This window comes from Streptomyces sp. NBC_00670 (assembly GCF_036226765.1).
GTDB lineage: Bacteria > Actinomycetota > Actinomycetes > Streptomycetales > Streptomycetaceae > Streptomyces.
The window spans coordinates 302639-327844 of record NZ_CP109017.1 but is presented as its reverse complement, the minus strand read 5'-3'; the positions used below and the strand labels follow the sequence as shown (position 1 = coordinate 327844).

General features: G+C 74.8%; 4 protein-coding genes. 1 reads left to right on the top strand and 3 read right to left on the bottom strand.

Annotated elements, in window-relative coordinates; genetic code table 11:
• Positions 1-45: 45 nt before the first annotated feature.
• From OIE12_RS01320 to OIE12_RS01310, 3 genes are read right to left on the bottom strand one after another with little or no spacing between them, the layout of a single operon-like run.
• Complete coding sequence (locus tag OIE12_RS01320) at positions 46-924, bottom strand: ABC transporter ATP-binding protein (RefSeq protein WP_329130767.1); 879 nt, start codon at positions 922-924, stop codon at positions 46-48.
• A gap of 4 nt (positions 925-928) precedes the next feature.
• On the bottom strand, positions 929-2029 hold the full coding sequence (locus OIE12_RS01315) for a FecCD family ABC transporter permease (RefSeq protein ID WP_443053737.1): 1101 nt from the start codon (positions 2027-2029) through the stop codon (positions 929-931).
• Positions 2026-3021 (bottom strand): FecCD family ABC transporter permease, encoded by a 996-nt coding sequence (locus OIE12_RS01310; RefSeq protein WP_030377162.1) that lies wholly within the window; start codon positions 3019-3021, stop codon positions 2026-2028. Before OIE12_RS01310 ends, OIE12_RS01315 begins: the two co-directional genes overlap by 4 nt.
• 267 nt (positions 3022-3288) lie before the next feature.
• Between OIE12_RS01310 and OIE12_RS01305 the strand changes: the two genes are divergently transcribed.
• Complete coding sequence (locus OIE12_RS01305) at positions 3289-25206, top strand: non-ribosomal peptide synthase/polyketide synthase (RefSeq protein ID WP_443053736.1); 21918 nt, start codon at positions 3289-3291, stop codon at positions 25204-25206.

Genomic DNA, 25206 nt, shown 5'->3' with positions numbered 1-25206 from the left:
ACGCGCAGGCTGTGGGGGCCGTCGGGCTCAGGGAGCCGTCAGATCTCAGGCGGCGGGGGCGCCGTCTCCGCCGTCGTGGTGGCGGCCCAGGGGGATGACCAGGGGGGTGCCACTGACCGGGTCGGTGGAGATGCGGCAGCGGAGGCCGAACACGTCCTCCACGACCCCCTCCGTGACGACCTCCCCCGGCACCCCCTCGGCCACGATCCGCCCGGCCTTCATCGCGATGACATGGTCGGCGTACCGGCACGCCTGGTTGAGGTCGTGCAGCACCATCACCACCGTGCGCCCCTCGCGCCGGTTGAGGTCGGTGATGAGGTCGAGCACGTCGATCTGGTGGGCGAGGTCGAGGTACGTCGTCGGCTCGTCCAACAGCAGGATCGGCGTGCCCTGGGCGACGGCCATGGCGATCCACGCCCGCTGCCGCTGGCCGCCGGACAGCTCGTCCACGGGCCGGTCGGCGAGCTCCGTCAGCCCCGTGGCCGTCAGGGCCCCGCGCACCGCCTCCTCGTCGGCGGCCGACCACTGCCGCCACCAGGTCTGGTGCGGCGAGCGCCCCCGCCCCACCAGATCCCCGACCGTCAGCCCCTCGGGCGCCACCGGCGACTGCGGCAGGATGCCGAGCTTTCGGGCCAGTTCGCGGCTCGGCACGGTCCTGAGCGCGGCCCCGTCCAGCTCGACGACGCCCCGCCGCGGCGTCAGCAGCCGGGCCAGCGCCCGCAACAGGGTCGACTTGCCGCACGCGTTGGCCCCGACGATCGCCGTGATCCGCCCCGTCGGCACGGTGAGGTCCAGGCCCTCCACCACCGTCCGCCCGTCGTAGGCGAGATGGAGGTCCTCGGCCCGCAACTCGGGCCCGGCGGCGGCTTTTTCGGGAGCCGGCACCGCGAGCGGCGACCGCGTCCGGTGAGCGGTGGTCGACATGCGGTCAGCCTCCAGACCCCGCGCGGTTGGCGCGGATGAGCAGCCAGAGCAGTACCGGCGCACCGAGGGCGCCGGTGACGATCCCGACCGGCAGTTCCGTCCCGGGAATCGCCTCGCGCGCGACGAGGTCGGAACCGAGGACGACGAACGCACCGGTGAGACCGGAGACCAGCGGCGGCGGCGCCGACGTGCCCGCCAGCCGCTGGGCGATCTGGGGGCAGGCCAGCGCCACGAACGCCACCGGCCCCGCCGCCGCCGTACCGAAGGCGACAAGACCCACCCCGGTCAGCAGCAGCGCCAGCCGCACCGCCTGGACGGGCGTGCCGAGCCCGGCGGCCACGTCGTCGCCGAGCTGGAGCGTGCGCATCCAGCGGCCCATGCCGAGGGTGACGGGCAGCAGCACGGCCAGCGCGACGGCGAGGGCGTCCACCTGCTCCCAGGTACGGCCGTTGAGGTTGCCCACCAGCCAGCCGACGGCCTGCTGCGCCTCGAACCGGTCGCCGCGCGCCACCAGGAAGTCGGTGGCACTGGTGCACATCCAGGACACGCCGATGCCGACGAGGACGATCCGGTACCCGGTGGCCCCGCCCTTCCAGGCCAGCGCGTACACCAGCAGCGCGGTCGCGAGCGCGCCGAGCAGCCCGAGCGTCGACAGGCCGAGCCCGCCGGTCCAACCGAGGACGAGGGCGGCGACGACGGCCGTACCGGCACCCTGGGTCAGCCCGATCATGTCGGGACTGGCGAGCGGGTTGCGGGTCATCGTCTGGAACACGGCCCCCGAGACGCCGAACGCGACCCCGACCAGGAGCCCGGTCAGGGCCCGGGGCAGCCGCAGGTCCCGCACGACGGTGACGGTGGCGGCGTCGCCCGCCCCGCCCAGCGCCTTGACGACCTCGGGGAACGCGACCGGATAGTCACCGATCGTCAGACCCCAGCAGAACAGCAGGAAGGCACCGGCCGCCAGCAGTGCGCCGGTGAGCACCAGCCGCGGCCGCAGCACCCCGGACACGGGCGGCACGGCCAGCCGGAAGGGCCGGCCCCGCAGTGGCGACGGCGCGGGCACGCGCCGAGCCGGTACGGGTGGGGACTGTGCGGGCACGCTCACACCTCCGCGAGCTTACGGCGGCGGACCAGGGCGACGAAGAACGGGCCGCCGAGGAAGGCGACCAGCACACCGGCCTGGATCTCGGTGGGCCGGGCCACCACGCGGCCCAGGATGTCGGCGGCCAGCAGCAGTACCGGCGCGAGCGCCGCGGACAGCGGCAGCAGCCAGCGGTGGTCGGGGCCGAGCCCCGCGTACTGCGCCAGGATGCGGGCGATGTGCGGGACGACCAGGCCGAGGAAGACCACGGGCCCGATGACGGCGACGGAGGCACCGGTCAGCAGCATGATCGCGGTGACGCCCTGGAGCCGTACGAGACCGAGCCGCCGGCCGAGCGAGGCGGCCACGTCGTCGCCGAGGGCGAGGCTGTTGAGCGCGGGTGCGCAGGACAGCGCGAGGACGGCGCCGACGGCCAGGAACGGCAGGATGCGCAGCAGATCCCCGGAGTCCTGGTCGGCCAGGCTGCCGGCGGACCAGTAGCGGTAACGGTCCAGCGCGTCCTGGTCGGTGAGGACGACGGCGCTGGTCAGCGACGACAGCATCGCGGTGACGGCGACCCCGGCGAGCGCGAGCTTCACCGGTGTGGCACCGGACCGGCCGAGCCGTCCCAGGAAGAAGACCAGCACACTGGCGGCCATCGCCCCGGCGAACGCGAACCACACGTACCCGTACAGCGATCCGACCCCGAACACGCCCACCGCCAGCACGATCGCGAACGAGGCCCCGGCGCTCACCCCGAGGATCCCGGGATCGGCGAGCGGATTGCGGGTCAGGGCCTGCATCAGCGCCCCGGAGAGGCCGAGCGCGGCGCCGGTCGTCAGGCCGAGCAGCGTCCGGGGCACGCGCACCGACCACACGATGTTGTCGACGAGACGGCTCGGCGGACGGCCGAGGACCGAGCGGACGACCTGGTCGGGCGGCACGTTCAGCGCGCCCAGCGCGACGGAGAGCAGGGACAGGACGAGGAGGGACGCGACGACGGAGGTCACCAGCACCGTGGTGCGGAGTTTTCTGCGTGAAGCCACGTGCCGGTCTCCCTGTCGTCGTCCGGGTGCCGGACGGTCCTTCAGCAGGTTAGGTGAGCTTATCCTCAGAATCCATGCCGCCCCCATCGTCCGTGGTCGCGGGTGGTTCCGCGACGCCGGTCTACGCGGCCGGTTCCCGAAGTCGGGCTATCAAGTAAGGCAATGCTTACCTTACTATGCCAGCGGTCGCGGCTCCGTTGAGCCGTTCCACACCGCGATGGGGAGGCACGGGCCGCTGTGTCGGGCAACAAGGGTTTCGGCAACAAGGGTTTCTCTGCGTCTACTTCGAGTTCCGGGAACACCCCGGGTGCGGCGGAGCCCGTCTCCGCCGCACCGGCGGACACGGCGGACTTCTGGCGGCGCGCCTTCGCCGCACCGGCCCCCGAGCCGGTACTGCCGCTGGACTTCCCCCTCCCGGCCCGGCCGGCCGGGTCCGCCCCGTACGCCCGGCGCGTGGCGCCGTTGGACCTCACGGCGGACGCGGACACCCGACTCGCCGCCTTCGTCGCCCTGTTGCACCGCTACGGCGGCGCCGGCACCGGCGACCTCACCCTCGCCCACGACGGACTCCCGCTGCGGCTCACGGTCGACGGCGACACCCCGTTCACCGAACTGAGCGCCCGGGTCGCCGCCGTACGCGCCGAGGCCGAGGCGCACCGCCTGCCCACCGCCGAGCTGCTGCGGCTGCTCGCCCCCGGACCCACCCGCGGCGGCGGCCTGCTGTGCACCACCGGCTTCGGCACCGCCCCCTGGGCCGACGGCGGCCCACTGGACCTGGTGCTCTCCGTGGCCGACGGCGAACTGCGCGCCGACTACCGGAGCGACCTCTTCGAGGACGCCACCGCCGACCGCGTCCTGACCCACTACCGCACGCTCCTCGCCGACGCGCTCGCCCGCCCCGCCACCCCGCTCGCCGACCTCACCCTCCTGGGCAGCGACGAACGGCACCGCCTCCTCACCGAGTGGAACGACACCGCGCACGACGTCCCCGCGCACACCTGGCCGCGCATGTTCGCCGACCAGGTCGCCGCCCGCCCCGACGAGATCGCCCTGATCCACGAGGACGTCCGGCTCACCTACGCCGAACTCGACGCCCGTGCCGCCCGGTTGGCGCACGCCCTGGTGGCCCGGGGCGCCGGCCCCGAGAAGGTCGTCGCCCTCGCCGTGCCGCGCTCCGCCGACATGATCGTCGCCGAGGTCGCCGTCCTGAAGGCGGGCGCCGCCTATCTGCCCGTCGACACCGACTACCCGGCCGACCGCATCGCCTACATGCTCGCCGACGCGCGGCCCGTGTGCCTGGTCACCACCGAAGAGATCGCCCCCGACCTCCCCGGCCTCCCCGACGGCACCGACCCGCTCGTCCTGGACGCCCCCGGGACGGCAGCCGAACTCGCCGGATACCCCGCCCAAGGCCCGTCCACCGCCGACGAGTTGACCGTCGCCCACGCCGCCTACGTCATCTACACCTCCGGCTCCACCGGCCGCCCCAAGGGCGTGGTCCTCTCCCACGCGGGCGTCGCCAAACTGGTCGCCACCCAGGTCGAGCGGTTCGGCATCGGCCCGCACAGCCGCGTCCTGCAGTTCGCCTCGCCCAGCTTCGACGTGGCCTTCTGGGACCTGTGCCTCGGCCTGCTCTCCGGCGGCCGTCTCGTCGTCGTCCCCGCCGACCGGAGGGTGCCCGGCGCCCCGCTCGCCGAGTACGCGCACGCCCACGGCATCACCTTCATGATCCTGCCGCCCGCGCTGCTCGCCGCGATGCCCGAGGACGTCGAACTCCCGCCCACCGCGACCCTGCTGGCAGGCACCGAGCGGGTCTCGCCGGAGCTGGTCGGGCGGTACGCGCGCGGCAGGATGATGTTCAACGCCTACGGCCCCACCGAGGCCACCACCAACTCCACGCTCGGCCTGTGCGACCCCGACACCCCGCCCGGCACGCTCGTCCCCATCGGCGTCCCCGACCCCGGCACCCGCGCCTACGTCCTCGACGACCGGCTGCGCCCCGTGCCCGCCGGGGTCACCGGCGAGCTGTACCTCGGCGGCGCCGGACTGGCCCGCGGTTACCTCGGCCGCCCCGCCCTCACCGCCGAACGCTTCGTCGCCGACCCCTTCGGCGCCCCCGGTGAACGCCTCTACCGCACCGGTGACCTGGTCCGCCGGAAGGCCGACGGGCGGCTGGAGTTCCACGGCCGCGTCGACAGCCAGGTCAAGATCCGCGGCTTCCGCATCGAACCCGGCGAGATCGAGTCGGTGCTGCGCGCCCACCCGGCCGTCGACCAGGCCGCCGTCGTCGTCCGCGAGGACCGCCCCGGCACCCGCCGCCTCGCCGCCTACGTCGTACCGTCCCTCGACGCCGGCGGTGAGGGGGACGGCAGCACCGGACCGACGCCCGAGGAGAGCGTCGCCGACTGGAAGGACCTGCACGAACTGCTTTACTCGGCCGCCGGTTCCGACGGCTTCGAGGAGAACTTCGCGGGCTGGAACAGCATGTACGACGGGCTGCCCCTCCCGCTCGCCGACATGCGCGAGTGGCGCGAGGCCACCCTCGACCGCATCCGCGCCCTGAAGCCCCGCCGCGTCCTGGAGATCGGCGTCGGCAGCGGCCTGCTGCTCTCCCGGCTCGCCCCCGACTGCGAGACGTACCTGGGCACCGACCTCTCCGAGGAGGCCGTACGCGCCCTGGAGGCCCAGGTCGCCGCCGTGCCCGAACTCGCCGACAAGGTCACCCTGCTGGCCCGCCCCGCGCACGACCTCACCGGGCTCCCCGAGGGCCACTTCGACACGGTCGTGATCAACTCGGTCGTCCAGTACTTCCCCGGCGGCGCCTACCTGACCGCCGTCCTGCGCGCCGCCACCGCGCTGCTGGCACCCGGCGGCGCCCTGTTCGTCGGCGACGTGCGCAATCTGCGACTGCTGCGCACCCTGAGCGCGGCGATCGAGACCGGGCGGGTGCGGGAGCGCGCGGAGGACGGCGACAAGGAGGCGCTGCGGGCCGCGGTGGACCGCGCCGTCGCCTGGGAGGGCGAACTCCTCGTCGACCCCGACTACTTCGCGGCACTGGACGGCCTCACCCCCGACATCCGCGTCAAGCGCGGCACGCACCACAACGAACTCATCCGGTACCGGTACGACGTCGTCCTGCGGTCGGCCGGGAACCGTACGTCCGCCGACGTGCCCGAGCGCCCGTGGTCCGCCCTCGGCTCGGTGCCCGCGCTCGAGGAACTGCTCGCCGGCCGACCCGGCCGCCTCCGCGTCACCGGCATCCCCAACGCCCGTCTCGCCGACGACCTGGCGGCGCTGGACGCCCTCGGCGACAGCAGCAGGTCCGCCACCGCATCCCCCGGCGTGGACCCCGAGTCCCTGCACGAGGCCGCCGCCCGGCACGGCCACCACGCCGTGCTCACCTGGAGCGGCGACGCCGAGGACGGCAGCCTGGACGCCGAGTTCGCGCCCGCCGACGAGCCCCTGCCGCCCGCCCCGTACCGGCCCGGGGGCCACCACCCGCACGCCAACCGCCCGGCGCCCTTCCGCAACGTCACCGCACTGATGACGGCCCTGCGCACACACACGGCCACCCATCTGCCCGACTACATGGTCCCGTCCGCCTTCGTCCCGCTGGACCGGCTCCCCCTCACCCCCAGCGGCAAGCTGGACGCCGCCGCCCTGCCCGTACCCGACCACGCGCCCACCGGCACCGGGCGGGCCCCGGAGACCGCACGCGAGCGGCTGCTGTGCGAGCTGTACGCACGCGCCCTCGACGTGTCCCCGGTCGGCGTCGACGACGACTTCTTCGCACTCGGCGGCGACAGCATCGTCGCCGTGCGGCTCCTCGTCCTGGCCCGCCGCGCCGGACTCGAACTCACCCCGCGCGACGTCTTCCGCCACCGCACGGTCGCCGCACTGGCCGCCGTCGCCCGCACGAGCCGCACGGACGGCACCGACGAGCTCCCCTGGGAGCCCCCGGCACCGGCCGAACTCGCCGCGCTCCAGGGCGAGGACCCCCTCACCGTCGAGGAGGCGCTGCCGCTCGGCCCGCTCCAGGAGGGCTTCTTCTTCCACGCCCTGGTGGACGGCGCCGCACACGACGCCTACGTGGTCCAGCAGGTCATCGACCTCACCGGCCCCGTCGACGGCGACCTGCTGCACACCGCCGCGCAGCGGCTCCTGGACCGGCACGCCCCGCTGCGCGCCGGCTTCCGCCGCACCCCCGAGGGCCGCCCCGTCCAGCTCGTCGCCACCGGACTCCGGCTGCCCTGGCGCGAGATCGACCTGACCGCGCAGGACGACACCGTCCGCGACGCCCTCGCCGAAGCCGTGGCCGCCGACGAACGCGCCCACCGCTTCGACCTCGCCCGCCCGCCGCTGCTGCGCTGCGCGCTCATCCGGCTCGACGACGCACGCTGCCGTCTGGTGCTGACCTTCCACCACATCGTCGCCGACGGCTGGTCGCTGCCGGTCCTGCACCGCGAACTCCTCGCCCTGTACGGTCAGGACCCGGCCCCGCTGCCCGAGGTCGCCCCCTACCGCGCCTACCTGCGCCGGATCGCGGAAGCCGACCGCGAGGCCGCCCGCACCGCCTGGCGCACCGCGCTGGCCGGAGTGGAGGAGCCCACCCGCCTCGTGGACACCCCGGCGGCCCCCGGACCGATCGAGCCCGCCCAGGTCCGGCTGGAGCTGTCCGAGCGGACCACCACCCGGCTGGCCGCCCGCGCCCGGGAGCGCGGTGTCACCCTCGGCACCCTCGTCCAGGGCGCCTGGGGACTGCTGCTCGGCCGGCTCACCGGACGCCAGGACGTGCTCTTCGGCACCAGCGTCGCGGGCCGGGACGCCGCCGTGGACGGCATCGAGTCGATGATCGGCCTGTTCATCAACACCCTGCCCACCCGTCTGCGCTGGACGCCCGCCGACACCTTCGGTGAGCTGCTGCACCGGCTCCAGGAGGAGCAGAGCACCCTCCTCGACCACCAGCACCTCGGCCTCGCCGAGATCCAGCGGGCGGCGGGACACGCCGGTTCGGGTGAACTCTTCGACACCCTCGTGGTGTTCGAGAACTACCCCGCCAACACCACCGGCGTCACCGACCCCACCGGCACGATCACCCTGGCCGGGCACGCCTTCAACGACGCCGTCCACTACCCCCTGGCGCTGATCGTCAAGCCCGGCCGACGGCTCGACCTGCGCCTCAAGCACCACACACAGCGCCTGGACACCGACACCGTACGGCTGCTCGCCGACCGGCTGGCCCTCGTCCTCGACGCCCTCGCGGGCGACCCGGCGGCCCGCGTCGCCGACCTCGACCTCCTCACCCCGGCCGAGCGGTCCGGCGCCCACCCGGCGGGGGAGAGTCGCCCCGTCCCGCCCACCACACTGGCCGCCGCGTTCACCGCGCAGGCCGCCCGCACCCCCGACGCCACCGCCGTGGTCTTCGACGGCGCCACCCTCACCTACGCCGCACTCGACGCCCGCGCCGAGGCGTTGGCCGTACGGCTGCGGAACAGGGGAGTGGGCCGGGAGCGGTTCGTCGCCGTGGCCGTGCCGCGCTCGGCGGAGCTGATGGTGGCACTGCTCGGCGTCCTGAAGGCGGGCGCCGCCTACCTTCCCCTCGACCTCGACTATCCGGCCGACCGGCTCGCGTACATGCTCACCGACTCCGGCGCCACCACCGTCGTCACCACGGAACGGGACGCGGCCCGGCTGCCGTCGGCCGCAGGACTCGACGTGCTGACGGTGGACGGAGACGACGAGGAGAGCGCACCGGGCGATCACCCGGACCAGAACCCCGCCCACCCCGACGACCCCGCCTACCTCATCTACACCTCCGGCTCCACCGGCCGCCCCAAGGGTGTCGTCGTCACCCACCGGGCCATCGGCAACCGGCTCGCCTGGATGCAGGGCGCCTACGCGCTCAACCCCGACGACCGGGTGCTGCAGAAGACGCCCTCCAGCTTCGACGTGAGCGTCTGGGAGTTCTTCTGGGCGCTGCGCGAGGGCGCCGCCGTCGTCCTCGCCGCCCCCGACGGCCACCGCGACCCCGCCTACCTGGCCCGGCTGATCGCCGCCGAGCACGTGACGACGACGCACTTCGTGCCGTCGATGCTGGAGGCGTTCCTGGCGACCGACGAGGTCACCGCCGACCCCGCCTGGGCCGGCTCGCTGCGCCGCGTCTTCAGCAGCGGCGAGGCCCTGCCGGGCGCCGCCGCCCGCCGCTGGCGCGAGCTGACCGGTGTGCCCCTGCACAATCTGTACGGCCCCACCGAGGCCGCCGTCGACGTCACCCACCACGCCTTCGACGGCGCCGCCGACACCACCGTGCCGCTGGGCCGGCCCGTGTGGAACACCGGACTGCGCGTGCTCGACGCCTGCCTGCGCCCCGTCCCCGACGGCGTCCCCGGCGAGCTGTACCTCACCGGCGTCCAGCTCGCCCGCGGCTACCACCGGCGGCCCGCGCTCACCGCCGAACGGTTCGTCGCCGACCCGTATGCGGACGGTGAGCGCATGTACCGCACCGGCGACCTGGTGCGCCGTCGCCCCGACGGCACGCTCGACTACCTCGGCCGCACCGACCGGCAGGTCAAACTGCGCGGCAACCGCGTCGAACTCGGCGAGATCGAGGCCGCGCTGACCGCCCACCCGACCGTCGCGCGCGGGGCGGTACTCGTCACCGGGGAGCGCCTGGTGGCCTACGCGGTCCCCGCCTCGGGTGCCGCCGTCGACCCCGACGAGCTGCGCGCCGCCCTCGCCGGGGCGCTGCCCGCACCCCTGATCCCGGAGGCGTACGTCGTCCTCGACGACCTCCCGCTCACCCCCAGCGGCAAGCTCGACCAGGCCGCACTGCCCGCCCCGGAGGCCGAGCGCGCCGCCCGGCGGGAGCCGGAAGGACCGGGGGAGCGGCGGCTGACCGGCATCTTCGCGGCCGTCCTCGGCATCGAGGACGTCGGCCCCGACGACGACTTCTTCCGGCTCGGCGGCGACAGCATCAGCTCCATCGGCGTCGCCAGCCGCGCCCGCGCGGCCGGCCTCGACCTCAGCCCCCGGGACGTCTTCACCCACCGCACCCCCGCCGCACTGGCCGCCGTCGCCGTACCGGCCACCGCTGCTGAGGACGGCCAGTCCGCCGCCTTCACCCTCACCGACGCCCAGCACGCCCACGTCCGGGCGCTGGCCGCCCCGGCGACGGTCGCCGACGTGTGGCCGCTCGCGCCCCTCCAGGAAGGGCTGTTCTTCCACTCCGCGTACGACGCGTACGACGAGGGCACCCTGGACGTCTACACCGTCCACGAGACGTTCGACTTCGCCGAGCGGATCGACGCCGCCCGGCTGCGCGCCGCCGTCCGTGCCCTCCTCACCCGCAACCCGGGCCTGCGCGCCGGCTTCACCAGCGAGGGCCTGGACCAGCCGGTGCAGTTCCTCGTCGCCGACCCGGAGATCCCCCTCGAAGAGGTCGACCTGTCCGCCCTCCCTGGTGACGAACAGGAAGCCCGGCTGCGGGAGTTGACCGACGCCGAGCGGCATCGCCGCTTCGACCTCGCCGCGCCCCCGCTGTTCCGGCTGCTCCTGCTGCGGCTCGGCGCCGAGCGCGGCGACCGGCTGATCATCGGCCGGCACCTCATCCTCTGGGACGGCTGGTCGGCCTGGCTGCTGCTCGACGAGCTGTTCGCGCTCTACGAGACCGGCGGCGACGCCACCGTCCTGCCCGCGCCCGGCAGTTACCGCGACTACCTCACCTGGCTGGAACGGCAGGACGACGCGGCGGCCACCGCCGCCTGGCGCACCGCGCTGTCCGGTCTGGAGGAGCCCACCCTGCTCGCCCCGGCCGCCGCCGACGGCCTCGCACCGGTCGTCCCCGACCAGCTCGACGTACTCCTGTCCGCCGAACTCGGCGACCGGCTGCGGGAGCTGGGACGCACTCACGGGCTCACCCTCAACACCGTCCTCAACGCGGCCTGGGGCCTCACCCTCGCCTCCGCCACCGGCCGCGCCGACGTCGTCTTCGGCACCACGGTCGCCGGCCGGCCCAGCGAGGTGCCGGGGGTGGACGGCATCATCGGCCTGTTCCTCAACACCGTGCCGACCCGGATCGCCCTCGACCCCGCCGAGTCCGTCCTCGGCCTACTGCGCCGCATCCAGGGCGAACGCCTGGACCTGATGCCGTACGAGCACCTCAGCCTCGGCGTCCTCCAGGCCGAGACCGGGCACCGCAGGCTCTTCGACACGTTGTTCGTGCTGCGCAACAACGACACCGAGGAGCGGCTGGAGCAGCTGCGCACCCGGCACGGCGCCACCGCCGTCGCCAACGTGGACGCCACCCACTACCCGGCCAACCTCGTCGTCACCCCCGGCCGCAGGATCACCGTCACCCTCACCCACCGCGTCGACCTCGTCCCCGCCGACCGCGCGCAGGCCCTCCTGGACCGCTTCACCCTGCTCCTGGACCGCCTGACCGCCGCCCCGGACGCCCCCGTCGGCGCCCTGGACCCGCTGCTGCCCGCCGAGCACGCCGCACTGCGCGCGGAGTGGGCGGCGAGCCGGGTCCCGGACCCCGAGGAGACCATCGCCGACCTGCTGGCCGCGCAGGCCGCCCGCACCCCCGACGCCCGCGCCCTCGTCTCCGGCGCCCGCACCCTGACGTACGCCGAACTCGACGCGGCCGTCAACCGCACCGCCCGGCTGCTCATCGCGCGGGGCGCGGGCCCGGAGCGGATCGTCGCCCTCGGCCTGCCGCGCTCCCCGGAGACGGTCGTCGCCCTGTTCGCGGTGCTGCGCACCGGCGCCGCCTACCTCCCCCTGGAACTGGACCACCCGGCCGACCGGCTCTCCGCGATGCTGGCCGACGCCCGCCCGCTCCTGCTGCTCACCACCACCGCCGTCTCCGCCACGCTGGACGGCGACATGGACCGGGTCCTGCTCGACGACCCCGCCGTGCGGGCCGAACTGGCCGCCCTGCCGGACACCCCCGTCCACCGCCGCTTCAGCCTCGAACACCCCGCCTACGTCATCTACACCTCCGGCTCCACCGGCCGCCCCAAGGGCGTCGTCACCCCCTACCGGGGGCTGACCAACATGCGGCTCAACCACCAGAAGGAGATCTTCGCCCCCGCCATCGCCTCGGCCGGCGGGCGCCGGCTGCGCATCGCGCACACCGTGTCCTTCGCCTTCGACATGTCGTGGGAGGAACTGCTCTGGCTGGTCGAGGGCCACGAAGTGCACGTGTGCGACGAGGAGTTGCGCCGGGACGCCGAAGCCCTCGTCGCCTACTGCGAACGCCACCGCATCGACGTCGTCAACGTCACCCCCACCTACGCCCGGCTGCTGTTCGAACAGGGGCTCCTCGAAGGGCACGTCCCGCCACTGGTGCTGCTCGGCGGCGAGGCCGTCCCCGAGGCGGTGTGGACGGCGCTGCGCGACACCGAGGGCACCTACGGCTACAACCTGTACGGGCCCACCGAGTACACCATCAACACCCTGGGCGGCGGCACGCTCGACAGCGACACCCCCACCGTCGGCCGCCCCATCCGCGGCACCCGCGCCCACCTCCTCGACGCCTGGCTGCGCCCGGTGCCCGACGGCGTGCCCGGCGAGCTGTACATCGCCGGAACGGGCCTCGCCCGCGGCTATCTGGACCGTCCGGGACTGACCGCCGAACGGTTCGTCGCCGACCCGTTCGGACGGCCCGGGGAGCGCATGTACCGCACCGGCGACCTGGTCCGCCGAGGGCCCGACGGCAACCTGGACTTCCTCGGCCGCACCGACGACCAGGTGAAGATCCGCGGCTACCGCGTCGAACCCGGCGAGATCGAGAGCGCGCTGGGCCGCCACCCGCTGGTCGCCCAGGCCGCCGTCGTGGTCCGCGACGAGCGCCTCGTCGGCTACGTCGTGCCCGCCGAGGCCGGCACCGCCGAGCGCTCGGCCGCCGAGGCCGCGCAGGTGGGGGAGTGGCAGGAGGTCTACTCCGACGAGTACGAGGAGATCCCCACCGCCGTCTTCACCGAGCGCTACGACGGCTGGGACAGCTCCTACGACGGCCGGCCCCTCCCCTTCGAGGAGATGCACGAGTGGCGCGAGGCCACCCTCGCCCGCATCCGCTCGCTGCGCCCCCGCCGCATCCTGGAGATCGGCGTCGGCTCCGGACTGCTCCTGTCCGGGCTGGCCCCGGAGGCGGAGGAGTACTGGGCGACCGACTTCGCCGCCCCCGTCATCCGCAAGATCGGCGCGGAACTGCGCGCCCGGGACCCCGAGCTGGCGGCGAGGGTCGAGCTGCGCTGCCGGCCCGCCGACGACCTGTCCGGACTGCCCGCCGGCCACTTCGACACGATCGTCCTCAACTCCGTCGTCCAGTACTTCCCGAGCATCGACTACCTCACCGCCGTCCTGCACGGCGCCATGGAACTGCTGGCACCGGGCGGCGCCCTCTACGTCGGCGACGTGCGCAACCTGCGGCTCGCCCGCACGTTCCACACCGAGATCCAGCGCGCCCGCGGCACGGCGGACGAGGACCTGGAGCGGGCGGTGGAGCGGGCCCTGCGGCTGGAGAAGGAACTCCTCGTCGACCCCGACTACTTCACCACCCTCGGTTACGGCGTCGATCTGCGCACCAAGCGCGGACGCCACCACAACGAGCTGACCCGCCACCGCTACGACGTCGTCCTGCACGCCGGTGACCCGGACCTCACGCTCGCGGACGTGCCCGTCGTCCCGTGGTCCACCGCACAGGGCATCGGCCGGCTGGCGAGCGGCGACCTGTCCGCCGTCGAGACCCTGCACGAGTTCCTGCACGGCGAACGGCGCACCCCGGGACCCGAGGCGCCCGCCGGGTCCCTGCGCGTGACCGGCATCCCCGACGGGCGGACCGACGAGGACGGCGTCGACCCCGAGGACCTGCACGCCCTCGCCGCCCGGGCCGGGCTCCGGGTGCTGACCACCTGGGCGCCGGAGACCGGGACGTACGACGCCGTGTTCCTCCCCGCGACCGCGGACGAACCGCGTCTGACCGGCGGCCTGTTCCGCCCCGGCGGCGGCACGTCCCCGTACGCCAACGACCCCACCGCCGCCCGCGAGGCGAGCGCCCTGGTGCGGCGGCTGCGCGAGGATCTGGGCCGTGAGCTGCCCGAGTACATGGTCCCGGCCGCCTTCGTCACCGTCGACGGCCTGCCCATGAACGCCAACGGCAAGCTCGACCTGCGCGCCCTGCCCGACGCCGAGCCCGCGGTCGCCCTCGGCGGCGGACGCGGCCCCCGCACGCCCCGCGAGGAGGTGCTGTGCCGGCTGTTCGCCGAGGTGCTCGGCCTGCCCGAGGTCGGCGCCGAGGACAATTTCTTCGACCTGGGCGGACACTCACTGCTCGCCACCCGGCTGGTCAGTCGCGCCCGCACCGAACTGGGCGCCGAACTCGCCATCCGCGACCTCTTCGAGGCGCCCACCCCCGCCCGTCTCGCCACCCGCGCCGACGGGGCGAGCACGGCCCGGCCGCCCGTCGTCGCCGTCACCGACCGCCCCGACCGCATCCCGCTCTCCCCGGCCCAGCGCCGGCTGCTGCTCGTCGAAGGGATCACCGGCAGCGGAGTGGCCTACAACTTCCCGCTCGTCTTCCGGCTGCGCGGAGACCTGGACACCGAGGCCCTGGCCCACGCGCTGCGGGACGTGGCCGGCCGGCACGAGGCCCTGCGCACGGTGTTCCCCACGCACGACGACGGCGAGCCGTACCAGCGGATCGTCCCCGCCGAGGAGGCATACCCGGCCCTCACCGTCACCGACGCCACCGAGGAACGGCTCCCCGGGCTGATCGAGGCCGCCCAGCGCCGCCCCTTCGACCTCGCCACCGAACTGCCGTTGCGCGGCGAGGTGTTCAGGCTCGCGGCCGACGACCACGTGGTGGCCGTCGTACTGCACCACATCACCACCGACGAGTGGTCCGACCGGCCCTTCCTCGCCGACCTGAACACCGCCTACGCGGCCCGCCGGGCGGGCGGCGCTCCCGACTGGGCGCCGCTGCCGGTGCAGTACGCCGACCACACCCTCTGGCAGCGGCAGCTCCTCGCCACCGAGGGCGGCACCCAGCTCGCCCACTGGACCGAGGCCCTGCGCGGCCTTCCCGAGGAACTGCCCCTGCCCGCCGACCGACCCCGCCCCGCCGCGCCCACCGGACGCGGCGGCACGGTGCGGCTGGAGGTGCCCGGCGCCACCGGCAGCGCCCTGCGCGACCTCACGGCCGCCACCGGCACCAGCATGTTCATGCTCTTCCAGGCGGCCACCGCCGCCCTGCTCAACCGGCTCGGCGCGGGCGAGGACATCCCCCTCGGCGCCCCCATCGCGGGCCGCACGGACGAGGCGCTGGGCGACCTGGTCGGCTTCTTCGTCAACACGCTCGTGCTGCGCGCCGACCTGTCCGGCGAGGAGCTGACCTTCCGCGAACTCCTCGGCCGGGTCCGCGAGTCGTCCCTGTCCGCCTTCGAGCACCAGGACCTGCCCTTCGACAGCGTGGTGGAGGCCCTCAATCCGCCCCGGGTGGCCGGGCGCAACCCGCTCTTCCAGGTCATGCTCGGCTACCACCACCGGCCCGACGGAGACCCGGACGTGCTCGGACTGCCCACCGAGTGGTTCGACATGGACACCGGACAGGCCAAGTTCGACCTGCACTTCACCTACGTCGACGAGTCCGACCGCGTGCTGCTGCTTCTCGAGTACGCGACCGACCTGTTCGACCACGACACGGCCGAGGGCCTGGCCGCCCGCGCGCTCCGCCTTCTGGAGCAGGTGGTGGCCGAACCTGACCTGCCGATCGGCGAGTTGAACGTGCTGGGCGACGACGAGCGGGCCCGCCTCCTCACCGACTGGAACGCCACCGCCCACCCGGTGCCGTCCGCCACCCTGCCCGAGCTGTTCCGCGCCCAGGTGGCCCGTACCCCCGAGGTCACCGCCCTCGTCTTCGAGGGGGAGCGGCTGACCTACGCCGAACTCGACGCCCGCGTGGAGCGGACCGCCCGGGTTCTGGCGGGGCTGGGCGCGGGACCGGAGCGGACCGTCGCCGTCGCCCTGCCGCGCTCGGTCGACCTCGTCGTGGCGCTCCTGGCCACGCACCGCGCCGGCGCCGCGTATCTGCCGCTGGACCCGGACTATCCGGAGGACCGGCTCGCGCTGATGGTCGAGGACGCCCGCCCGGTGTACGTCGTCCGCGATGGGCTGCCTGCGGGGGAGGAGGGCGAGTTGCCGTCCTCCTACGACCCCCGCCATCCCGCCTACGTCATCTACACCTCCGGTTCCACCGGCCGGCCCAAGGGCATCGTCGTTCCGCACGAGGGCATCGTCAACCGGCTGCTGTGGATGCAGGACACCTACCGGCTCGACGCGGACGACCGGGTGCTGCAGAAGACGCCGTCCAGTTTCGACGTGTCGGTGTGGGAGTTCTTCTGGCCACTGATCACCGGCGCCACCCTGGTCGTCACCCGGCCCGAGGGCCACCGCGATCCCGCCTACCTGGCCGGGCTGATCCGCGAACAGGGCGTCACCACCGTCCACTTCGTGCCCTCGATGCTGCGGCTCTTCCTGGAGGAACCGACCGCCGCCAGCCGCACCGGACTGCGCCGGGTGCTGTGCAGCGGTGAGGCACTGCCCGCCGACCTGGCCCGCCGCTTCCACGAGACGCTGGACGCCGAACTGCACAACCTCTACGGCCCCACCGAGGCGTCCGTCGACGTGACGGCCGCCGCGATCGCGCCCGGCGCCACCCGCGTCCCGATCGGCGGCCCCGTCTGGAACACCCGGCTGTACGTCCTCGACGCCCGGCTGCGCCCCGTGCCCGTCGGCGTTCCCGGCGAGCTGTACCTGGCGGGCGCGCAGCTGGCGCGCGGCTACCTGGACCGGCCGGGGCTGACCGCCGAGCGGTTCGTCGCCGATCCGTACGCGACCGGGCCGGGGGAGCGCATGTACCGCACCGGCGACCTCGCCCGCTGGACGGCGGACGGCACGGTCGAGTACCTGGGCCGCACCGACGACCAGGTGAAGGTCCGCGGCTTCCGTGTGGAGCCCGGCGAGATCGAGGCCGTGCTCACCGCCCACCCGGCCGTCGCGCAGGCGACTGTCACCGTTCGCGAACAGGCACTGATCGCGTATGTCGTCCCGGCGCCGGACCGGGCCGTGGACGCCATGGCACTGCGCGCCCACGCCGCCGCCGTGCTCCCCGCCCACATGGTCCCCGCCGCGTACGTTCCGCTGGACGCCCTGCCACTGACCCCGAACGGCAAGCTGGACCGCAGGGCCCTGCCCGCCCCCGCGTTCACCGGCACCGAGGGCACCCGGCCGCGCACCCCCCGCGAGGAGGTGCTCGCCGCCCTCTTCGCCGATGTTCTGGGCCTCGAACAGGTCGGCGTGGACGACGACTTCTTCGCGCTCGGCGGTCACTCGCTGCTCGCCATGCGGCTGGTCGGCCGGGTGCGCACCGCGCTCGGCGCGGAGCTGACGGTCCGGTCGGTCTTCGAGGCACCGACGGTCGCACGGCTCGCCGCCCGGCTCGACGCGGACCGCGCGACCGCTCGCCCCGCCCTGGGTACCGGGCGCCGGCGCCCCGAGCGGCTGCCGTTGTCCCCGGCCCAGCACCGGCTGTGGCTGCTGCACCAGGTGGAAGGGGCGAGCACGGCGTACCACCTCCCGTCCGCCTGGCGGCTCACCGGCGACCTCGACCGGGCCGCGCTCGAAGCCGCCCTGAACGACGTCGTCGCCCGGCACGCACCGCTGCGGACCGTGTTCCCGGCGGTGGACGGGGTGCCGTACCAGCACGTCCTGGACCCGGCCGAGGCCCGCGTCCCCCTGAGCACCGCGCACGCCACGGACCCTGCTGCCGAGGCCGCCCGCCCCTTCGACCTCGCACGTGAACTCCCGTGGCGAGCCGTCCTGTTCGAGACCGACGTGCCGAGGGAGCACGTCCTCCTGCTGGTCCTGCACCACATCGCCACCGACGAGTGGTCCGACCGGCCGCTGCTCGCCGACCTCTGTGCCGCCTACGCGGCCCGCACGGCCGGCCGCGCCCCCGAGTGGGCGCCGCTGCCCGCCGACTACGCCGACTACACCCTCTGGCAGCACGAGGTGCTGGCGGAGACCGGTGACACTCTGCTGGCCCACTGGACCGACGCCCTCGCCGGACTCCCGGCCGAGCTGGACCTGCCCACCGACCGGCCGCGCCCCGTCGAGTCGAGCGGGCGCGGCGGCACCGTCGGCTTCACCGTCCCGCCCCGCCTGGAGGGCGCCCTGCGCACCCTCGCCCGCGACCACGGCGTCAGCATGTTCATGGTCGCCCAGGCCGCCGTGGCCGCCCTGCTGCACCGGCTGGGCGCCGGTGAGGACATCCCCCTCGGCGCCCCCGTCTCCGGACGCGGCGACGAAGCCCTCGAGGATCTGGTCGGATTCTTCGTCAACTCCCTCGTACTGCGCACCGATCTGTCCGGCGACCCCACCTTCGCCGAGCTGCTCGCCCGGGTCCGGGACACCGACCTGGCCGCCTACGAGCACCAGGAACTGCCCTTCGAGCGGCTGGTGGAGGCGCTCAACCCCGAACGCTCCCTGGCCCGGCACCCGTTGTTCCAGGTGATGGTCGTCCACCTCGCCGGACCGGGCGCGGAGCCCGCCCTGCCGGGGCTCACGGCCCGCCGCGAGACCGTGGGGCAGGACAGCGCCAAGTTCGACCTCAGCTTCGACTTCGTCGAGCAGGGCACGGGCGCGGGCATCCAGGGCTGGATCGAGTACAGCGCCGACCTCTTCGATCGCCCGACCGTCGAGACACTCGCCGCGCGGCTGGAGGCGCTGCTGGAGCAGGTCGCCGCCGACCCCGGACGCCGTGTCGGCACCCTCGACGTGCTGCGCGCCGACGAACGCGCCCGCGTCCTCACCGAGTTCACCGACACGAGCCGTGCCGTGCCCGCGCTCACCCTGCCCGAGTTGTTCCGTGTCCAGGCCGAGCGCACCCCCGACGCCACGGCGCTCGTCTTCGAGGGGGAGCGGCTGACCTACGCCGAACTCGACGCCCGCGTGGAGCGGACCGCCCGGGTTCTGGCGGGGCTGGGCGCGGGACCGGAGCGGACCGTCGCCGTCGCCCTGCCGCGCTCGGTCGACCTCATCGTGGCGCTCCTGGCCACGCACCGCGCCGGCGCCGCCTATCTGCCGCTGGACCCGGACTACCCGGAGGACCGGCTCGCGCTGATGGTCGAGGACGCCCGCCCGGTGCACGTCGTCCGCGACGGACTGCCCACCGGGGCGGAGGGCGAACTGCCCGCCTCCTACGACCCCCGCCATCCCGCCTACGTGATCTACACCTCCGGCTCCACCGGCCGCCCCAAGGGCGTCGTCGTTCCGCACGCGGGCATCGTCAACCGGTTGCTGTGGATGCAGGACACCTACCGGCTGACCGCCGAGGACCGGGTGCTGCAGAAGACGCCGTCCAGTTTCGACGTGTCGGTGTGGGAGTTCTTCTGGCCGCTGATCACCGGCGCCACCCTGGTACTCGCACGCCCCGAGGGCCACCAGGACCCGAAGTACCTCGCCGGCCTGATCCGGCGCCGGAACATCACCACGGCCCACTTCGTGCCGTCGATGCTCCGCGCGTTCCTCGACGCGCCCGAAGCCGCCGCCCTCACCTCGCTGCGCCAGGTGATGTGCAGCGGCGAGGCCCTGCCCGCCCCGCTCGCCGCCCGCTTCCGCCGCGTCCTGCCCGGCGTACGGCTGCACAACCTGTACGGCCCCACGGAGGCGTCCGTCGACGTCACCGCCCACGAGGTGCCCGCCGACCCGGCCACCGTGCCGATCGGCCGCCCGGTGTGGAACACCCGCACCTACGTCCTCGACGGCGCCCTGAACCCGGTACCGCCCGGCGTGACCGGCGAACTGTACCTGGCGGGAGCTCAGTTGGCGCGCGGCTACCTGAACCGTCCCGGGCTGACCGCCGAGCGGTTCGTCGCCGATCCGTACGCGACCGCGCCCGGCGCGCGCATGTACCGCACCGGCGACCTCGCCCGCTGGACGGCGGACGGCGAACTGGAGTACCTCGGCCGCGTCGACGACCAGGTCAAACTGCGCGGCTTCCGCATCGAGCCCGGCGAGATCGAGGCCGCGCTCGCCACCCACCCGGACGTCGTCCACGCCACCGTCCTCCTGCGCGAGGAACGCCTCGTCGCGTACGTGGTCCCGGCCGGGCCCGGAGCCGACCCGGCCGCGCTGCGCGCCCACGCCGCCCGCTCCCTGCCCGACCACATGGTCCCGGCCGCCGTCCTCCTCCTCGACGCCCTCCCGCTCACCCCCAACGGCAAGCTGGACCGCCGGGCCCTGCCCGCGCCCGACTTCGCCGCCGAGGTGGGCGAAGAGCGGCCGCGCACCCCGCTGGAGGAGACCCTGTGCGCCCTCGTCGCCGAGGTGCTGGGGCTCGAACGGGTCGGCGTCCAGGACGACTTCTTCTCCCTCGGCGGGGACAGCATCGTCGCCATGCAGCTCGTCGCCAGGGCCCGTGCCGCCGGACTGGCGTTCAGCCCGCGTGACGTGTTCCGCCACAAGTCGCCCGCCGGGCTCGCCACCGTGACCACCGAGGCCACCGACGGGCGCCGGGACGGCACCGTGCTGCTCGACCTCACCGACGCCGAGCGCGCCGAACTCGCCGCACTGCCCGCCGGTACCGACGTGCTGCCCGTCTCCCCGCTCCAGGCCGGACTGCTCTTCCACGCCGCGCTCGACTCCGGTGAGGAGGGGCCGGACGTCTACACCGTCCAGGTCTCCTACGACCTCGAAGGACCCCTCGACCCCGACCGGCTGCGTGCCGCCGCGCAGGCCGTGCTCGACGCGCACGAGAACCTGCGCAGCGGCTTCCGGCACCTGTCCTCCGGGCGCCCCGTCGCCGTCGTCCCGCGCACGGCCGTCCTGCCCTGGCGGCAGCTCGACCTCACCGACCGGCCGCAGGAGTGGACGCCGCTCCTGGCGCAGGAGCGCCGCCGCTTCGACCTGCGACGGCCGCCCCTGCTGCGGCTGCTGCTGGCCCGCACCGGCCCCGACCGGCACCGGCTCGTCCTCTCCCACCAGCACCTGCTCCTCGACGGCTGGTCGCTGCCGCTGCTCACCGCCGAGCTGTGGGCCCGCTACGAGGGCCGCACCCCGGCCGCGCTCGCCCCCTACCGGGAGCACCTGCGGCTGCTCGCCACCCAGGACCCGGCCCGCTCCACCGCCGCCTGGACCGAGGCCCTGTCCGGACTTGCGGAGCCCACCCGGCTCGCGCCCGCCGACCCCGACCGTGCCGCCGCCGTCCCCGACACCCACACCGTGGAACTGGACACCGCGCGCACGGCGGAGCTGGCGGCGTTCGCGCGCGGCCGGGGCGTCACCGTCAACACCCTCGTGCAGGCCGCCTGGGGCATCCTGCTTGGCCGGCTCACCGGCCGCGACGACGTGGTGTTCGGCGCGACCGTCGCCGGACGCTCACCCGAACTGCCCGGCTCCGAGGCGATGATCGGCCTGTTCATCAACACCGTGCCGGTACGGGTGCGGATCCGCCCGCAGGAGAGCACCGGCGCCCTCCTGGACCGGCTCCAGGACGAGCAGTCCCGGCTCATCGCCCACCAGCACCTCGGCCTCGCCGACATCCAGCGCGCGGCCGGACTCGGCGAACTCTTCGACACCCTCGTGGTGTTCGAGTCCTACCCCGTCGCCGAGCCGCAGGCGGACGGCACCGGTCCGCGCGTCACGGTCCTGGACCACGCGGACTCCACCCACTACCCGCTGGCCTGGGCCGTCGAGCCCGCCGAACGGCTGCGGCTGACCGCCGAGTTCCGCCCCGACCTGTTCGACGCGGCCACCGTACGGCGGCTCACCGACGCCCTGGCGCGGCTGCTCACCGCCCTCGCCGCCGACCCCGCGCGCCCCGTCGGCCGGCTCGACCTCCTCGGCACCGAGGACCGGCACACCGTCCTGCAGACGTGGAACGACACCGCCCTCCCGACCGCCGGACACCCCGGCACCGTACCGGCGCTGTTCGCCGCCCAGGCCGCCGCCACCCCCGACGCCACCGCCGTCACCGACGGCGCCACCACCCTCACCTTCGCCGAACTCGACGCCCGCGCCGAGCGGTTGGCGCGGATCCTGGCCGGTCACGGGGCCGGACCCGAGCGGATCGTGGCCCTCGCCCTGCCCCGCACCACCGACCACATCGCCGCGATCCTCGCCGTGATGAAGGCGGGCGCCGCCTATCTGCCCCTCGACCCCGACCTGCCCCACTCCCGCCTCACCGCCATGCTCGACGACGCCCGCCCCGTACTGATCCTGGCCACACAGGCCACGGCCGCCGCCCTGCCCGACACCACCGGCGTCCCCGTCCTGTGCCTCGACGCCCCGACGGACGGCCTCGCCGAGGCGGAGCCGGCTCCGCCGGGCCCCGACCACCCCGCCTACGTCATCCACACCTCCGGCTCCACCGGCCGCCCCAAGGGCGTCGTCGTCACCCAGCGCGGCCTCGCCAATCTCTTCCACAGCCACCGGCACGACCTGTACGACCTCGCCAAGGCGCGCACCGGGCGCCGGCAGCTGCGGGTCGCGCACGCCTGGTCGTTCTCCTTCGACGCCTCCTGGCAGCCGCAGCTCTGGCTGCTCGACGGACACGCCCTGCACCTCGTGGACGACGAGACCCGCCGCGACCCCGAGCTCCTGGCTTCCTTCCTCCACGACCGGGCGATCGACTTCATCGAGGTCACCCCGTCCCTGCTCGCCCAGCTCGCGGACAGCGGGCTGATCGGCCCCGACGGGCACTGCCCGCTCGCGGTGGTCGGCTTCGGCGGGGAGGCCGTGCCCGAGTCGCTGTGGACCCGGCTGGCCGCGGTTGAGGGTCTGGAGGCGGTCAACCTGTACGGGCCCACCGAGGCCACCGTCGACGCGCTCGTCGGGCGGGTCCGCGACAGCGCCCGCCCGGTCGTCGGCCGCGCCGTGCACAACGGCCGCGCCTACGTCCTGGACACCGTCCTGCGCCCGGTCCCGCCGGGTGTGACCGGCGAGCTGTACCTGTCAGGTCCCGGCCTGGCCCGCGGCTACCTCGGCCGCCCTGACCTGACCGCCGAGCGGTTCGTCGCCGATCCGTACGGCGCCCCCGGGCAGCGCATGTACCGCACCGGCGACCTGGCCCGCTGGACGGAGGACGGACTCCTGGAGTTCGCCGGGCGCACCGACGACCAGGTCAAGGTGCGCGGCTACCGCGTCGAACTCGCCGAGGTCGAGGCCGCGCTGGACACCCACCCGGCCGTCACGCAGAGCGTGGTCGTGGCCCGCGAGCACCGGCCGGGGGTACGGCAGCTCGTCGCCTACGCGGTCACCCCGGACGCGAGCACGGACGCGGCCGCCCTGCGCGCCCACTGCGCCGCCGCCCTGCCCGACTACATGGTCCCCGCGGCCGTCGTCGTCCTCGACCGGCTGCCGCTGCTGCCCAACGGCAAGCTGGACCGGGCCGCCCTGCCCGCCCCCGACTTCACCGCGGCGGGCGGCGGCCGGGCACCGGAGAACGACACCGAGCGCGCGCTGCGCGACCTGTTCGCCGACACCCTCGGGCTGCCCGCCGAGGCGGTCGGCACGGACGACGACTTCTTCACCTTCGGTGGCGACAGCATCATCGCCATGCAGCTCGTCGCCCGGGCCCGCGCCGGTGGCCTGCGGATCACCCCCCGCCAGGTCTTCCAACACCGCACCGTCGCCGCCCTCGCGGCCGTCGCCGTCCCGCTGGACGCCGCCGAACGCCACGCCGTGCACGACGACGGCACCGGGACCGTCCCGCTCACCCCGATCATGCGGGCCCTGCTGGAGCGCGGCGGCCCGTTCGCCTCCTACCACCAGGCCGCCCTGCTCCGCACCCCGGCCGGCCTCACCGAACCCGGGCTGCTGGCCGTCCTCGGGGCGCTCGCCGGGCGGCACGACATGCTCCGCGCCCGCCTCGTACGGCAGCCGGAGGCGGCGCTGCGGGTCCTGCCCGCCGCCGGGACCGACGTCCGCACCTGGCTCACCCGGGCCGACGTGCGCGGCGCGGACGAGGCCGCGCTGCGCACGGCGATCTCCCGGCACGCCGGTGCCGCCCGGGCCGGACTCGACCCCGACGCGGGCGCGATGGTGCGGGCGGTGTGGTTCGACGCCGGACCCGACCGGCCGGGACGGCTGCTGCTCCTCGTCCACCACCTGGTGATCGACGGCGTGTCCTGGCGGGTGCTGCTGCCCGACCTGGCCGGCGCCTGGGCCGCCGTCCGGGACGGCCGGGCCCCCGAACTCGCCCCGGTGGAGGTGTCGTTCGCCCGCTGGTCACGGCTGCTCGGCGCCCGCGCCACCGACCCGGCCGCCGAGGACGAGCTCCCGTGGTGGACCTCCGCACTCGCCGAGGGCGCCGGACTGCCGCTCGCCCGCCCGCTGGACCCGGCCCGGGACACCGTCGCCACCACCCGCTCCCTCTCGCTGACCCTGCCCGCCGAGGTCACCGGGCCACTGCTGAGCCGGGTCCCGGCCGCCTTCGGCGCGAGCGTCAACGACGTGCTGCTCACCGCGTTCGCGCTCGCCGTCGGCGACTGGCGCGCGCGCCTCGGGGGCACGGACCGGCCGGCGGGCGGCCCCGTTCTGGTCGACCTGGAGGGGCACGGCCGCGAGGAGGAGCTCGCGGGCGCCGATCTCTCCCGTACCGTCGGCTGGTTCACCAGCGTCGTGCCGGTACGGCTCGACCCGGGCACCGCCGACCCGGCGGACGCCCTCGCGGGCGGCCCCGCCCTGGACGACGCCGTGGCCCGCATCCGGGCACACCTCACCGCGCTGCCCGCGGCCGGCATCGGCCACGGACTGCTGCGCCACCTGAACCCGGGGACCGGCCCACGTCTGGCCCGACTGGGCGAGCCGGACATCGAGTTCAACTACATGGGCCGCTTCGAGCGCCCTGAGGCCGCCGACTGGTCCTACGCCGCCGAGGAGGACGCGGCCGACCTCGACGCCGACCCGGACATGCCGCTGTCCCACGCCCTGACCCTCAACGCCCTCACCGAGGACCGCCCCGAGGGACCGCATCTCACCGCCCACTGGGCCTACGCCGCCGGACTCCTCACCGAGGACGAGGTCCAGGAGCTGGGCCTGACCTGGTTCCGGGCGCTGCGGGCAGTGGTGCGGCGCGCGCAGACCCTCTCCTGA

Bases quoted from the DNA above. Each gene is read 5' to 3' on its own strand.
- OIE12_RS01320 (WP_329130767.1), bottom strand. From the start codon at position 924: ATGTCGACCACCGCTCACCGGACGCGGTCGCCGCTCGCGGTGCCGGCT.